13 protein-coding genes are annotated in these 15,145 nt (G+C 44.1%); 12 read left to right on the forward strand and 1 reads right to left on the reverse strand.

What is annotated here, in order from left to right; all coding sequences use genetic code 11:
- Nucleotides 1–95: 95 nt before the first annotated feature.
- The 12 genes from queC (at nt 96) to JMX83_RS01195 (ending at nt 13,477) form a co-directional block, all read left to right on the forward strand.
- Nucleotides 96–878, forward strand: coding sequence for a 7-cyano-7-deazaguanine synthase QueC (gene queC / locus JMX83_RS01140; protein ID WP_201598331.1), 783 nt, complete (start codon nt 96–98; stop codon nt 876–878).
- 245 nt (nt 879–1,123) lie between these two features.
- On the forward strand, nt 1,124–1,453 hold the full coding sequence (locus JMX83_RS01145) for a hypothetical protein (RefSeq protein ID WP_201598334.1): 330 nt from the start codon (nt 1,124–1,126) through the stop codon (nt 1,451–1,453).
- 186 nt (nt 1,454–1,639) lie between these two features.
- The gene (locus JMX83_RS01150; RefSeq protein WP_201598336.1) at nt 1,640–2,137 is read left to right on the forward strand and encodes a peroxiredoxin; all 498 of its coding nucleotides are present in this window, start codon (nt 1,640–1,642) and stop codon (nt 2,135–2,137) included.
- A 114-nt stretch (nt 2,138–2,251) separates the two neighbouring features.
- Nucleotides 2,252–3,742 carry a dihydrolipoyl dehydrogenase gene (locus JMX83_RS01155; protein ID WP_201598339.1) on the forward strand — a complete coding sequence of 497 codons (1,491 nt, stop codon included), beginning with the start codon at nt 2,252–2,254 and terminating at the stop codon, nt 3,740–3,742.
- A 117-nt stretch (nt 3,743–3,859) separates the two neighbouring features.
- On the forward strand, nt 3,860–5,074 hold the full coding sequence (locus tag JMX83_RS01160; RefSeq protein ID WP_227675660.1) for a mechanosensitive ion channel family protein: 1,215 nt from the start codon (nt 3,860–3,862) through the stop codon (nt 5,072–5,074).
- A 168-nt stretch (nt 5,075–5,242) separates the two neighbouring features.
- The gene (rlmKL, locus tag JMX83_RS01165; RefSeq protein ID WP_201598351.1) at nt 5,243–7,537 is read left to right on the forward strand and encodes a bifunctional 23S rRNA (guanine(2069)-N(7))-methyltransferase RlmK/23S rRNA (guanine(2445)-N(2))-methyltransferase RlmL; all 2,295 of its coding nucleotides are present in this window, start codon (nt 5,243–5,245) and stop codon (nt 7,535–7,537) included.
- A gap of 258 nt (nt 7,538–7,795) precedes the next feature.
- Complete coding sequence (locus tag JMX83_RS01170) at nt 7,796–8,371, forward strand: TerD family protein (RefSeq protein ID WP_058024753.1); 576 nt, start codon at nt 7,796–7,798, stop codon at nt 8,369–8,371.
- Nucleotides 8,372–8,593: 222 nt separating this feature from the next.
- Nucleotides 8,594–9,655, forward strand: a complete 1,062-nt coding sequence (locus JMX83_RS01175) for a DUF475 domain-containing protein (protein WP_201598354.1) — start codon at nt 8,594–8,596, stop codon at nt 9,653–9,655.
- Nucleotides 9,656–9,883: 228 nt separating this feature from the next.
- Nucleotides 9,884–10,804, forward strand: a complete 921-nt coding sequence (locus JMX83_RS01180) for a glutaminase (protein ID WP_201598356.1) — start codon at nt 9,884–9,886, stop codon at nt 10,802–10,804.
- 471 nt (nt 10,805–11,275) lie between these two features.
- On the forward strand, nt 11,276–11,851 hold the full coding sequence (locus JMX83_RS01185; RefSeq protein ID WP_101206441.1) for a TerD family protein: 576 nt from the start codon (nt 11,276–11,278) through the stop codon (nt 11,849–11,851).
- A 207-nt stretch (nt 11,852–12,058) separates the two neighbouring features.
- Nucleotides 12,059–12,811, forward strand: a complete 753-nt coding sequence (locus tag JMX83_RS01190) for a TIGR00266 family protein (protein ID WP_058024750.1) — start codon at nt 12,059–12,061, stop codon at nt 12,809–12,811.
- Nucleotides 12,812–12,868: 57 nt separating this feature from the next.
- Complete coding sequence (locus JMX83_RS01195; RefSeq protein WP_201598358.1) at nt 12,869–13,477, forward strand: TerD family protein; 609 nt, start codon at nt 12,869–12,871, stop codon at nt 13,475–13,477.
- Nucleotides 13,478–13,598: 121 nt separating this feature from the next.
- On the opposite strand, the gene JMX83_RS01200 is transcribed toward JMX83_RS01195, so the two are convergent.
- Nucleotides 13,599–14,867 carry a TerD family protein gene (locus JMX83_RS01200; RefSeq protein WP_201598360.1) on the reverse strand — a complete coding sequence of 423 codons (1,269 nt, stop codon included), beginning with the start codon at nt 14,865–14,867 and terminating at the stop codon, nt 13,599–13,601.
- Nucleotides 14,868–15,145 lie beyond the last annotated feature (278 nt).

Consider the following 15,145-nt stretch of genomic DNA (forward strand, 5'->3'; position numbering starts at 1 on the left):
CACCTTAGTGACGCGCGATTGGTCGCTTCGTGGTTCTGTAATAGCCGTATTTTTGCTAAAATAGCCGTTTTCGTAAACCAATAATAGATACCACTATGACTAACGTTACTTTACAGAATGACTCGGCCAACCAAGCGTCCGATACTGAATTAGATACTCTCAATAAAAATCAAAACGCCGTTGTACTTTTATCAGGTGGCCTCGATTCGGTGACTTGTTTGTATTGGGCAAAAGCGCGCTATGCCTCTGTGACAGCGGTCAGCTTCAACTATGGTCAGCGTCACAATAGTGAGCTTGTCGCAGCAAAGACCATCGCTGAGACAGCAGGCGTCAATCATAGAATCATTGATATTGATATCGCTCAACTTGGTGGCTCTTCATTGACAGACCACAGCATGATTGTACCAGACGGCGATTCGGACAAATTCCCTAGCAAGAAGCGTGATGAGATCGATAACGATGCCATTCCGAATACTTATGTGCCTGCGCGCAATACGATCTTTTTGTCTTATGCACTAGCCGTTGCAGAAGTGGCCGATGCCAACCACATTATCATCGGAGTCAGCTCAGTTGACTACTCTGGCTATCCTGATTGTCGTCCAGAGTACATAGCAGCATTTGAGCACATGGCCAACCTTGCCACAAAAGCGGGCGTTACCGGCCACCGCCTATCAATCCAAACGCCATTGCAACAGCTGTCTAAAGCACAGACTATTGAGCTTGGCCTGTCATTAGGCGTGGACTATGGACAGACGATTTCTTGTTATCGTGCCGATGCAAACGGTCTCGCTTGCGGTGTTTGTGATAGCTGTGCATTACGTCGTCAGGGCTTTGCTCAAGCTGGCGTCACCGACCCTACTCATTATCAAGCTGGATAGAGATACTGACTTTTTATCAAACAGCGGCATCAATCAACATTAGCGAAACATTCGCTTGCATTAACACAGCACGTCGACATTGTATTTTAATCAATATACTTGCTATGGTATGGACAATTATCTCTGCCACCAGATATATTTTTCATTAGATATCAATAATCGTAACAGTCACCTATATATTAATGAGATGACTGTGCATTGGTTACAAGATCTACAAAATTGACACTACCTGTAAGAGGAAACTTATGAAGTTATTGCCATTATTACCCCTAGCCTTAGCGGCCGTATTTGCAATGCCACAAGCGAATGCTACTGATATTAAGCAAAGTAATATCAACTCATGTGTCAATGGCGCAGTCAAATATAAAGTTGCTGACAAGGGCGACGCCACCAAATTATGTAATTGTACCATTGGTGTCCGTAGCAATATGACGATTGGTCAGATGTGGGAAATCGAAAGCTACGCAAAAGACAAAAAAGACCCTTCAAGCTTGCCATACGTCAAGACCATGCAAAAAGACTTGCAGCAGTGCACAGTCGGCTTAGACTTGAAGCAGCCGCAAAAGCCTGCTTAATTACTATTCGTTTGATATACAAAAGACTGGCTATTGCCAGTCTTTTTTGTTGCCAATGAATGAGCAAAGTGTAAAACTGATTATTTATTGCTACCAATCTGCCTATAATAAGAAGACGATAAATAGAACCCTATCTAAACCATCAAAAAACCAATATACATAACCAAAATTAATAAGGATTTTACCATGGCAAAGCCAACAACAGAAACGATCAACCTACCCGACTTTCCAGTGACCATCGTACGCAAAATTGCCGGAAACTTTATCCATGATGAGATCAGTCTCAAAGAGATGGTTGCCAATACCGATAAAGGTCTTATTCTCTATTTTTATCCCAAAGACAACACACCAGGCTGCACCACACAAGCGACAGAGTTCACGGCGCATATCCACGACTTTGACGATTTAGGATATGATATCGTTGGCGTCTCTCGTGATAGCGTTGAATCCCACGAAAAATTCATCGATAAATATGACTTGCAGATTCCACTTGTGAGTGATGCCGACGAAAAGCTATGCCAGTATTTTGAGGTCATTAAAGAAAAGAACATGTACGGCAACATTACTTTGGGGCTAGTACGCTCGGCATTTGTGTTTGATAAAGAGGGCGAGCTGACTCACGCACAGCGTAACCTACGCGCCAAAGATTACACCAGTCGCTTACTAACCATATTGGCACCATAATCTACACAATAGACTAGGTCGAGTATTCGCCATAAAAATGCTAAAAGAGCGCATACACAAGTCTGAGCTGATAACTGGAAATACCACTAACACCCTTCCTTACTAGAGAATAATATGAATAAACAGTCTGGTACTACTGCTGATAATACGCCACATGAAGTCACACGCAAAGTATCTGTTGCCATTATTGGCGCAGGTACTGCAGGTCAAAATGCCTTTCGCCAAGCAAGTAAAATCAAAGACGATGTCGTCATTATCAACGAAGGGTTTTGGACAACAACCTGTATCGCTGTCGGCTGTATGCCTAGCAAACTACTGATTGCAGCGGCAGATCGTGCACGTGATGCCAATCATTCGGCTGAGTTTGGTATCCATGCAACTGCGCAAATAGATGGCAAACAGGTGATGCAGCGTGTACGTGATGAGCGCAGTCATTTTGCTAGCTACATCAAAAAACAAGTAGATAGCTGGCCCGATCACAAAAAAATCGATGGACGTGCTCATATTAACGAGCAAGGGCTAATCGAAGTCAATGATGAGCGCATTGCGGCGGAACAAATTATTGTAGCGACAGGTAGCTCACCGTCTATACCGGATGGTTGGGCGGATAAGCTTGGTGATACCATGCTCACTTCTGATAGTGTGTTTGAGCTTACAGATTTACCCAACTCTATGGCAGTGGTAGGCGCAGGAGCCATTGGACTAGAACTTGCGCAAGCATTTACGCGTTTAGGCGTAGAGGTTACTCTGTTTAACCGAGTCAAACGAGTGGCTGGCCTAAAAGATGATGACATCAATGACAAAGCAATCGACTGCTTAAGTAGTGAGCTAACCATGCATTTGGGCAGTAAAATCACTGATGTCGGCACAAAGGCTGATGCAGGTAGCGATAGTGCGTTTATTGAATATGAAGACAGTGCTGGTGCATCGCAGCAGTGGCAAGGTGAGTGTGTGTTAGTCGCTACTGGCCGCCGCAACAATATCAAACAGCTAGGTATCGAAAATCTAGGCGTTGAGCTCGATGACAAGAACCGTCCGAAAAACTTAAGTAAAAAGACGGGGCAAATTGGCGATTCAAACATCTATATCGTTGGAGACGCCAATGCTCACATTCCTCTGCTGCACGTAGCGAGCGATGAGGGCTATAGTGCTGGTAACATGGTCTGTGAAAATACAGAAGATGCCTATATCCGTCCGCCAGCTACCCCTTTTTCTATCGTATTTTGCTCGCCGCAAATCGTCAATGTCGGCATGTCTCTACCCGAGATTCAAGAAGATCCTGAGTTAGAGTTTGTGATTGGTAGTGTAAGTTTTGATAACCAAGGGCGTAGCCGTGTGATGGGTGTTAATTGTGGTCTGCTACATATCTATGGCTGCAAAAAAACCGACAGAATATTAGGCGCTAGCATGGTGGGCCCTGATGCTGAATACATCGGTCATATATTGGCCACAGCGATTACCAATGACTTGAGTATTAAAGACATGCTCGATACGCCTTTTTATCACCCTACGATATTAGAAGGACTGCGTACGGCATTACGTGATGTGCAAGACAAAATGGAAATACCCTACCAATCTCAAGACGCGCAAGAAGACAATTTTTAATTTACAGCCAAGCCTTGCTCTAAAAAAATAGAGTTAGGCTTAGTCATCACTCATGCTATATTTGATTGACTAGACAACTTGAGGTAACGTGTGACCAGATACCTCATTTATTAAACCTTGTATACACACACCCTGCATGGACGAAAAAATCCAATCGCTAGTGTTACCGACTTTTTTAAAGAAATCATTCGTGACCTGCATACTAGCCTCTACCTTGCGCTTGGCGGATCTATAGACGAAGAGTCGCTCAATTGGTCTTCTCAAGCAGTAGAGCTTGCCAGCACTGGCATAAAAATCCTAATACTGCTTGCGGTATTGGGATTTTTTTATTGGTTGGCCAATTATATTCTCAAGCAAAGCAGAGCTAAAATTCGTTTAAATGATCGCCGTACCAAGATTGCCCGCTCAACGCTACGTTACGTTTGGATTGTCGCCAGTCTGATAGCGATCATGAGTCAGATAAATTTTGAACCAGAAACCATCAAGGCGACAGCAAAAGCAAGTACGTGGGCTGGTATCTACTACGTACTGTGGGCGTCGTCTGGTCAAATTATTCATAAAGTCCTACAGCATTATGGACTCAATGCCTCGATAGAGCAGCTGCTCAAAAATATCTTGTCGGTACTCCTATTGGTACTTGGGCTCGCCAGCGTGATGGCGCAATTTGGTTTTGATATCGTATCGCTAGTTGCAGGTTTGGGTATTGTCGGCTTAGCCGTCGGTTTCGCTGCTCAATCGACGCTTGCCAACTTTATCGCCGGTATCACTATTTTGCTAGAACAGTCCTTTCAAGTTGGGGACTGGATTCATATCAATGATAATGAGGGGCGCGTGGTGCTTATTGCCTTGCGCACTACTCATATCCTAACTCGAGACAATATTACTGTTATTATTCCAAACTCTAATGTCGCCTCCTCAGAAGTGATTAATTTGACCTCCAAAAACTTTATACGTTTTGATATTCGTGTCCGTATTGCCTTTGAAGATGATATCGAGCTGGCACGCAAAGAGATTTTGCAAGTACTCAGCAATACCGATGCAGTACTCAATCGTCCTGAGACTTCAGCGACCGTAGCAGAAATTGGGGAGTATGGCGTATTTTTTATCGTGCGTTTTTGGGTCAAGCCAGCAGCCGTGGCACGTATACCCAAAATCAAAGAAGTGCTACAAGAAGAGATAAAAATTGCCTTTGATGCGGCCAATATCTCGACGCCCTATCCACATATGCGCCTGCTCATGCCAAAAGACGTCGACTACCCTATCGCTACTAAGCCTTTTGCGACCACCACTCAAGTTGTATCGGGAAAGTCATCATTGGCAAAGGATGAGTAGCTGATTTATTTTCATGTATTTATCTATCGCACCTCAAACTTGTCGCACCTATTGCACCTTAAACATTGCCACTTTGAACCATCCTACTGTGAATTATGGTAAAATTACTGGTTAAAACATCTATTTTATTATTTGCCTCTTTTGTTAATTTAGCCCACAGGTACCCGTATGACCGAACAAACCGCAGCTGCACCCTCTTCTACATTGTCGCTTGATCTTATCATTACTTGTGCCGATGGGCTTGAGGCACCGCTGCAGACTGAGCTGACAAGTTTCGGTATTGATAGCGAAATCAAAAGTACTGGTCGTCTTGCCGTCACGGGTGATTTACGCGACTTGTATACCATCTGCCTTTGGTCACGTGTGGCTTCTCGGGTATTAATGCTCATCAAACGCAAAAACATCAATGCAGAATACGATGTTGCAGAGCAGCTATATGGTTTGGCAAAATCCATCAATTGGACTGAGCAGTTTAGCTTAGAGCAAACCTTTGCCATTCGTCTATCTGTTGATAAGCGCGTTGCCGTCAGTCAGCAGTTTGCCATGCTACGTGTCAAAGACGCCATTGCGGATACCTTCAATGAAGTGTACGACAGCCGTCCGAATGTCGATAGCAAAAACCCAGATTTTTCTATCTTTGCGACTGTCAATGACAAACAAGCCGAGTTGTATTTAGATTTATCAGGGACCAGTTTGCATCGCCGTGGTTATCGTGTGGCTATGACAGAAGCCCCATTAAAAGAAAACTTGGCAGCTGCCCTACTCTATAGCGCTGGTTGGCACAAGAAAAACGACGCAGGCGATGCGCCTTACTATAATGCGTTAATAGACCCAATGTGTGGCTCTGGTACCTTCCTTATCGAAGCGCTACTCATGCACTGTGATTATGCTGTAGGTATCGACAAAGCTGCCAATCAATTTGGATTCTATGAGTGGCAGCATCATGACGAGACGCTATGGCAGGAGATGATTGAGGATGCACAGACACGTTTTCGCGAAGCATTAGAGATTGCCAATGAGCAACCAGATACGCTGCCGCTTGTGTTGGGTTTTGATGCTGATAATGGCGCGATTATCGCAACCGAAAAAAACCTCATCGCGGCAGGACTTCAAGACTTACTCCCGCTACTCGACATCGAACAGCGTGCGCTTGATCAACTCGGTAGCGCCCTAAAGCCGCTCGTGGATGATGGTCGATTGAGTAATCCTTTAATCATTACCAACCCGCCTTATGGTGAGCGTTTGGGTGATGAAGAAATGATCAAGCCACTGTATCAAGCCATTGGCCTGATTGTACAAGACAGCTTTGCGGGCAGCGGTATCGATCCAATGCTTGGCATATTGGCTGCTCGTGTCGAGCAAGTAGATATCCTACCGATTAAAGAACCAAAAACGTTACGCTGTCATAATGGCGCGATCACCGTCTATTTCCGCTACGGAACGCTTATCGCTGGACAGACAGGCAATCTTGTCAGCCGTTTTGAAAAGCGTGAGATCGAAGTAGAAGACGGACAGGACTTTATTAATCGTCTGCAAAAAAATCTGACCAAGCTTAAGAAACTGGCTAAAAAAGACAATGTTAGCAACATTCGCGTCTACGATGCCGACTTGCCTGACTTCAAAGTCGCGATCGATTTATACGGCGATTATGCCCACGTGCAAGAGTATGCACCGCCTAAAACCATTCCACCTGAAACGGCTAAAAAACGCTTTAACCTAGCACTGATGGGTATCCGTGAAGTCTTTGATATTAATCGTGAACAGATTTTTATCAAAACGCGTGCCCGTCAGTCTGGTAACGATCAGTACAGTAAACAGAACACCACAGAAAAACGCGGCAAGTTTCATGTCGCCCGCGAAGATGGTGCTTATTTTTATGTTAACTTTACGGACTATCTAGACACGGGGCTGTTCATCGATCACCGTAATATGCGTGCTCGTATTAAAGACAACAGTCGCGGCAAATCTGTCTTAAACCTGTTTGCTTATACTTGTACCGCCAGTGTGCATGCAGCGCTTGCTGGTGCCAAAAAAGTCACGAGCGTTGACTTGTCACAGAACTATTTAGATTGGGGCAAACAGAACTTTGTGCTCAATGGTCTAGACGTCAGCCGCAATAAATATCAATTCGTTGCCGCCGATATTTTTGAATGGATTAAAGACAACACCGAGCAGTTTGATATTATCTTTATTGATCCGCCGACTTTCTCAAACTCGAAGAAGTTTCAAGGCACCTTTGATGTGCAGCGTGATCATGCAGCTCTGATCAATCGGGCCATGAACCGCTTAACGTCTGATGGCGTTTTGTATTTCTCTAATAACTTCACGCGCTTTGAGCTAGATGAGCAGTTAGTCGAGCGCTACGATATCGTTAATATCACGCAAAAAACGATTGGTTTTGATTTCAATATCAAAAAGCCTATTCATCAAAGCTTTGAGATTCGCCATCGTCAGAGTCTATAGATAAGCATTTATGAGTGAGCACTGCTGCTATATAGGCAAATGCCATGAACAAGGTAGCTATAATAAATAGCGTAACTACCTGAAACTTAGGTTTTTGCCCAATGTATATGAAATATAACCATGACCCAATCGGCTTTGATTGGGTCATTTTTTGTTGTTATGATAGAGCATTACTAGGCGATGGATTTGCGCAGTTATAGCGTAAGCATCGCCTTTTATGTCATTAAATCTCTAACGTCTAATAACAAGGATAACACCATGGCTTTATCACTTAACAAAGGCGGTAACTTATCGCTAACGAAAACTGATCCAAATTTGACCAAGCTACTAATCGGTCTAGGCTGGGATGAGCGCGCCACCTCTGGTGCTGAGTTCGATCTTGATGCCAGTGTATTTTTGCTAAATGGTGCAGGTAAAGTGCGCGGCGACCATGACTTTATTTTTTATAATCAGCTGAAGTCTGATAATGGCGCGGTCGAGCACACGGGTGATAACCGTACTGGCGAAGGCGATGGTGATGATGAAGTTATCAAAGTAAACTTAACCCAAGTACCTGCTGACGTTGATAAGGTAGTTGTGACGGTGACTATCCATGACGCTGCTACTCGCAACCAAAACTTCGGTCAGGTAGCCAATGCCTTTATCCGCGTTGTCAATGAAGAGACCGGCACTGAAGTGGTACGTTTTGATCTAGCAGAAGACTACTCTGTTGAGACCGCCATGGTGTTTGGTGAAGTGTATCGCCACAATGGCGAATGGAAATTCCGCGCGGTAGGTCAAGGTTATTCAGGCGGCTTGCAAGCGATGTGTCATCAGTACGGCGTTGATATCTAGAGCCTTATTTTTATTGGCATTTGCGCTATCAGCCATTCCGATTAGCACGTCCAAAATATCAAGCGACCATCGTTGCAAATAGTCACAATTTTTAATGCCCCAATGACTAGTAATGCTTTACGTTTCGTTTAAAATTATGCATAAAAAGTGGTTAGCAATAACCACTTTTTTGCGGCTTGTGTCTATACTAGACCAGCTTTACGCAACCAGACAGGATGTGTCATGAGACATTTTTATTTAGACATTATCTTCACAATCATTGCCTTAGCAATAGCGGCATGGTGGGGATATTCACATGGCGGTATGGGTGGAATGATAACCACGCTATCGATTACCGCTATTTTAGCCGTCATGGAGATTTCGTTATCTTTTGATAACGCGGTGGTCAACGCTTCAGTCCTTAAGGGCTGGGACGAATTTTGGAAAAAGATATTTTTAACCGTGGGTATTTTAATCGCGGTATTCGGTATGCGCTTGGTCTTCCCTATTGTCATCGTTGCGGTTACCGCTGACCTTGGTATGATGCAAGTGATCGACTTGGCATTGAACAATCCTCAAGAATACTCAGCCAGATTGATGGCACATCACGCTGAAATTTCAGCATTTGGTGGTATTTTCTTACTATTGGTTTTCTTGAACTTTATTTTTGATGACAAAGATGTCCATTGGTTTGAATGGCTTGAGAGCCGTTTGGTCAAGCTAGGTAAAGTCGATGCAATGAGCGTATTTGTTGCTCTTATCGTCTTAATGATTGCCGTATCATGGGCCAGCGCAGAGCAGTCAAGTGCTGTGCTCATTGCTGGCGTTTGGGGTATTCTAGTATACCTTGGTGTACAGGTCGTATCTGGTATGCTAGAAGGTGATCTTGAAGAAGACTTAGAGAACGAAGGAAGTGGCGCAGCCGCGACCAGCGCTATCATGAAAGGCGGTATCATCGGTTTCTTATACTTAGAAGTCCTCGATGCGTCATTCAGTTTCGATGGTGTGATTGGCGCATTTGCCATTACCAATGATGTCATCGTTATCATGCTTGGTCTTGCTATTGGTGCGATGTTCGTGCGTTCAATGACTATCTTCTTGGTAGACAAAGGCACGCTTGATGAGTTTATTTATCTTGAGCATGGCGCACATTACGCCATCGGTGCCTTGGCCATCATTATGCTGTTGTCAGTGAAGTTCCATGTACCAGAAATCATTACTGGTCTTATCGGTATTGCCTTTATTGGTTTTGCATTATGGGCATCGCTGAAACATCGTAAAGCGGAAGCAGCAAGGCTTAATTAAGACCTATTGTCCGCATGATGCTGTGTAGCTTAAGCAGGTCGTATCATCAGATATGGCCTGCTTTTTTGCGTTATAATGGCAGGCGTTAGTTACACGGCGAATCCTTACCTATCGCCAAAATAGGTACGTATTTTGCTTCACATACAATTTTCTCATCACTACTATGCGTTATTCGGTTAGAATCCTCGTCCATTAATCACTCACCAAAAATGAGACCTTTCAACCACTATGCAACAGATTCTTGATGATATTGCCGCACAGATGGCACTTGAAACCGATCGTGGAAAAGTAGCGGACTATATCCCACAACTGGCCCATGTAGATCCAAACCAGTTTGGTATTGCAGTCGCGACACCTGACGGAAAGATGTATACAGCAGGCAATGCGAGCACTCTGTTTTCGATCCAAAGTATCTCTAAGATATTCACCCTAACCATTGCACTTGGCAAGTTGGGCGATGGACTTTGGACACACGTTGGTCGTGAACCCTCAGGTGACCCTTTCAACTCAATCGTCATGCTAGAACATGAAACTGGTCGACCGCGCAATCCATTCATCAATGCTGGTGCCATTGCGGTGGTAGATGCGATCATGATGGGCCACGAACCTAGAGAAATATTGGCTGAGATTCTACAGTTTGTGCATTTTATTACGGACGATGAGTCCATCCGTTTTGACCACAAAGTGGCAGCGTCTGAGATGGAGCACAAAGACCGCAACGCCTCGCTTGCGCACTTTATGAAATCCTTTGGTCGTCTCAAGCACGATGTGGACAAGGTGTTGGGTACTTACTTTCATCAATGCTCGATCGAGATGAATTGCCAGCAATTAGCCAGCGCTGGTCTGTATTTGGTCTCTAACGGAGTTGATAAGCACTCAGGGGTACGTGTAATCAACGAGCATCGAGCAAGAAGGATTAACTCACTAATGATGATGTGCGGTCATTACGATGGGTCTGGTGAGTTTGCCTATCGCGTCGGTTTGCCTGGTAAAAGTGGGGTTGGTGGCGGTATTTTGACCATAGCTCCCGGTAAAGGCTCTATCGCTGTCTGGTCGCCAGGGCTGGATCATATCGGCAACTCCAAGCTTGGGTTAAAAGCATTAGAGCTGTTTGTACAAGAAACGGGCTGGTCTGTTTTTGCCGAATAAAAGCTTTATCTAAATACTTTTATCGATAGATTATTCAGCACAATATTACGTCTAAATTGTATTGAGTTTTTAGGCTCACAGCGGGTCGTACCAACATATCTGGTACGACCCGCTTTTTTTGGTGATGTCTTTGCAACTAAGGTAGGTTTCTCTTCATTCTATGGCTTAATTCAAAGAAAACAGCTGTAGAATAATTTACCTTTGCATAACAATACGTTAACCACTATTGCTAAGATGATTAAAAAGTATCGAAAATGCAGGGTTATTATGTCGCTTAGTAAGCATATAGTAAGCGCACAAAATACGCCTTGCTTAGTGAGCAAACGCTTAGTATAGTAAAACGTAATGATATGCAGGACGTGGTGTACAGGTAGGTTCTTTGCCAGTTGTCCTTTCATATCAGTCACTGCACAACTTTTAGTTTATTTTTTAAACCCAATCCACTTAATTATTAATCCAAAGGATATTTGTATGGCTATTAGCTTAACAAAAGGCGGCAACGTAAACTTATCAAAAGAAGCACCAGGTTTAACCAACATTACAGTTGGTCTAGGCTGGGATCCACGCGCAACTGACGGTCAAGAGTTTGACTTGGATGCTATTGGCTTCTTAATCAACGAAGCAGGCAAAGTCCGTAACGACCAAGATTTTATCTTTTTTAATAACCTAAAGTCAGACAATGGTGCCGTTGAGCACACTGGTGACAACCGTACTGGCGAAGGCGATGGCGATGACGAAAAAATCAAAATCAATCTTGCGAGCATCCCAGCTGACGTGAGCAAAGTTGCCATTTGTGCGATTATATATGAAGGCCAAGCACGTAACCAAAACTTCGGTCAAGTTGGCGATGCTTATATCCGTGTCGTAAACGACAATGGCGCAGCTGAAATTGCCCGTTACGACCTATCAGAAGATGGCAGCACTGAAACGGCTATGATCTTTGGTGAGCTATATCGTCATAACGGCGACTGGAAATTCCGTGCCGTCGGTCAAGGTTTCAGCGGTGGTCTGGGACCATTAGCAGCGTCTTATGGCGTAAATGTGTAACGTTAAATTGACGTGAATATCTAGCGAGCCAAGCGTTGCTATCAGTTTTTGATAGCAACGCCCATAAGCCATCAAGTGTGCCCTTTTAACGCATTTGATGGCTTTAAATTTAATAGGCCCATCAATATAAAAACGCTAAAACACATAGGTCTATCTCCACACATTAAGAGCACCTATCAAAAATATTAGAATAAGGATTTGCACCCCATGGCCGCAACATTCAGTTTAATCGGTACTATTGAGCCTTTTTTGCATTGTAATCTCAAAAAAGGCGATTCAATTTATTGTGAAGCCAATGCAATGGTGATGATGGAGTCTAACCTTGAGCTAAAAGGTAAGCTACAAGGTGGCTTGATGCAATCGCTCATGCGCCGTTTTGCCAATGATGAATCGTTGTTTCAACAGCAGATTGAAGCAGTCAATGGTGAAGGTGATTGCTTGCTTGCCCCCACACTAGATGGCGATATGCAAATCATCGAGGTGGGGTCACAGCAATATACATTGAGTGATGGTGCTTTTGTCGCGGCACAAACTGGCGTTGATATCAGAGCCAATATTCAGCGCAATTTAGGCGGCGCGGTATTTGGTGATACGGGCGGTTTTATGGTCATGCAGACTCAAGGAAAAGGTCAGGTTGTAGTATCTGGTTTTGGCTCATTGTTTGAGATTGAGGTCACCCCAGACAAAGATGTCATCATTGATAATGGTCATGTGGTTTGCTGGGATTCGAACCTCGATTATAAACTGTCCGTCTCGACCAGTAAGAAAAAAGGCATCATGAGCAATATCATCAACTCCGTCACCAGTGGCGAGGGTATGGTTTTGAACTTTTCGGGCAGTGGCAAGGTAATCATTTGCTCACGCAATCGTGACAGCTATCAAGGATGGCTGCAAAGTGTCTTAGGAACGAGCTCAGGTGGACGCGGCGGCAACGGTGGTTTTTTAGATAATATCTTATAGCGTCTTTTAGAACTATGTTTAAGCAGTTTTACTCACAATTACTATAAGGATACTCACATGGCAGTTAGTCTACAAAAAGGGCAGAAAATCTCCCTAAGTAAAGAAGCAGGCGGCGAGCTGACTCAAGTTAAATTGGGTCTAGGCTGGGATGTCGCTCAAGGTCCACAAGACAAGAAAGGTAGCTTTTTAGGTAAATTATTTGGCGGCGGTAGCGGCGGTGATTCTATCGATTTGGATGCTTCGTGCATCATGTTTGACGCCAATAAACAAGCGGTCGATGCTATTTGGTTCAGTCAGCTTAAATCAAAAGATGGCAGTATCGTTCATACGGGTGACAACCGTACTGGCGACGGCGATGGTGATGATGAAGTCATCAACGTTGATCTCTCAAAAGTCCCAGCCAACGTGACTTCATTAGTATTTACGGTCAACAGCTTTACGGGTCAGACGTTTGAGACGGTCGAAAATGCGTTTTGCCGTATCGTTAATGCCAATAACAACAGTGAAGTAGCTCGCTACAACTTATCGGCACAAGGTGGACACACTGCTATGGTGATGGCAAAAGTCTATCGTCATAACAACGAATGGAAAATGCACGCTATTGGTGAGACTGCGTCTGGTCGCACCTTCCATGACTTAATGCCAGCGATTACGCCACATGCTTAACGAGTTGAGCCCTTAACTGGAGTATTAATAATCTAGTTAAATAGTTTATTTCAAAAAAGAGCGGCCCATCTATTGATAGATGGGCCGCTCTTTTTTGCTTATCATTTATAGACTAAAAATATTATTTACGACCACGCTTCCAGCTAAAGCCCCAGTTAAAGGCCTTATCCATCTCTTGATGTCCTTTAAAGTATTGGTTAATACGTTCAACATTGATACTGCCTTGCTGATTGACCAAACGTGCAATAGCACACATCGGCAAGTTACCAGCCCCTTCTGTTAGGCGAGTCTCAATCGGTGACTGATCGGGTACATGAATCGTCACGACCCCATCGGTTTTTTCCCAGTTTGGCGCGCCCTCATAAATAAAGGCAAAGATAAACACCTCTTCAATCTGTGACCACTGCTGACCGTTGATATCGAGCCACTCGCCACCACTTACCTGCCCCGTTCTATCATCCGCTCGCAAACACACATACGGCGCTGATTGTAGACTACCAAAGCGATCACCCAATGCCTGAATGAGGGTTTTTTCACCGTTTTTCAGATGAATCATCGCGCCAACATCTAGATCGATACCGCTTGATTGATGCTGCTTAAACAGATCGCCTAATAGGCCTTTTTTGGGTGCTGAATTATTACTCTCTGGACGTTGGTTCCAATCTAAGTTCACTGAGATTTTGCCAAAGTCGTCACGCTTTTTCAGATTGATGCTCGATTGGTTCTTGGTTAAGGTGATTTTACTAAGATTAATCGAAGGAGTAGCAGGAATCGGTGGCGGGGTGTTCGCTTGAGAGGTACTGCCTGCTTTTTGCGTATTGATGGGTCGCTGCGTATTAATAGGCTGAGCCTGATTCTGCGATGCGTTCTGATGTTGCGCTGGCGCTTCATCTGCGATTTCAACTCCGAAATGTTCAGATAACGGTTTTAAACCTCCCTCAAATCCTTGAGCGATAAAACGAAACTTCCAGCTGCCCTGCCGACGATAGCACTCCGCCAAAATAATGGCTTTTTCGTTACGTCCAGCACTGCTCAGCTGACAAGTCATCAATACCTGACTGCCTTGTAGTACTTGAATATCGACATCGCCAACTTGTGCCAACGTCTGCGCGCTAGAGAATGCCAAGGCAATTTTTTCAATACTCGCAGGCTGCGCAGGTAGGTTAATATCAAAAAATCCGTCGCTATCGTGACCACGAAAACTAACATTGCCGTCATCGCTACGTTTCTGACCATAAAATATCATGTCACCATCGCCGCGTACTTTGCCATCAGTCGTCAGACGATAAGCGGCGCAATCAATGGCATTTTGGCTTAAGATGCGAACACTAATATTATCAGTTGGTAATGGCGCATTGGCACCTGCGACTAGTTGTTGAGGTTGATTCATCATACGTCCTTTGGATTCTTTATTATATTGTCATTGTTGTAATTGGCATGCTCACTATCGTCATATAGTAGCATGAATATTATGAACATTTTAAACCGAGCAATCGCGCTACTAGCTACAAAATCACTCTTACAAATCCTTTTGCCTATTTCATCAGGGGCATTTATAACCTGTGCCATTTGTATATAATATATGCTGCTGAATGATCAAATTTTGACTATACTGCCGCTAGTTTTCAACAACCGTATCCACTCATCCAACCCCCTACATATGATAAT

The sequence above is a fragment of the Psychrobacter piscatorii genome (assembly GCF_904846415.1).
Lineage (GTDB): Bacteria > Pseudomonadota > Gammaproteobacteria > Pseudomonadales > Moraxellaceae > Psychrobacter > Psychrobacter piscatorii.

What these genes read in the sequence shown, in the direction of transcription:
- JMX83_RS01200 (WP_201598360.1), bottom strand. Translation starts at nt 14,867, where the DNA reads ATGAATCAACCTCAACAACTAGTCGCAGGTGCCAATGCGCCATTACCA.
- rlmKL (WP_201598351.1), top strand. Translation starts at nt 5,243, where the DNA reads ATGACCGAACAAACCGCAGCTGCACCCTCTTCTACATTGTCGCTTGAT.
- JMX83_RS01145 (WP_201598334.1), top strand. Translation starts at nt 1,124, where the DNA reads ATGAAGTTATTGCCATTATTACCCCTAGCCTTAGCGGCCGTATTTGCA.
- JMX83_RS01150 (WP_201598336.1), top strand. Translation starts at nt 1,640, where the DNA reads ATGGCAAAGCCAACAACAGAAACGATCAACCTACCCGACTTTCCAGTG.
- JMX83_RS01175 (WP_201598354.1), top strand. Translation starts at nt 8,594, where the DNA reads ATGAGACATTTTTATTTAGACATTATCTTCACAATCATTGCCTTAGCA.
- JMX83_RS01180 (WP_201598356.1), top strand. Translation starts at nt 9,884, where the DNA reads ATGCAACAGATTCTTGATGATATTGCCGCACAGATGGCACTTGAAACC.
- queC (WP_201598331.1), top strand. Translation starts at nt 96, where the DNA reads ATGACTAACGTTACTTTACAGAATGACTCGGCCAACCAAGCGTCCGAT.
- JMX83_RS01155 (WP_201598339.1), top strand. Translation starts at nt 2,252, where the DNA reads ATGAATAAACAGTCTGGTACTACTGCTGATAATACGCCACATGAAGTC.
- JMX83_RS01170 (WP_058024753.1), top strand. Translation starts at nt 7,796, where the DNA reads ATGGCTTTATCACTTAACAAAGGCGGTAACTTATCGCTAACGAAAACT.
- JMX83_RS01185 (WP_101206441.1), top strand. Translation starts at nt 11,276, where the DNA reads ATGGCTATTAGCTTAACAAAAGGCGGCAACGTAAACTTATCAAAAGAA.
- JMX83_RS01190 (WP_058024750.1), top strand. Translation starts at nt 12,059, where the DNA reads ATGGCCGCAACATTCAGTTTAATCGGTACTATTGAGCCTTTTTTGCAT.
- JMX83_RS01195 (WP_201598358.1), top strand. Translation starts at nt 12,869, where the DNA reads ATGGCAGTTAGTCTACAAAAAGGGCAGAAAATCTCCCTAAGTAAAGAA.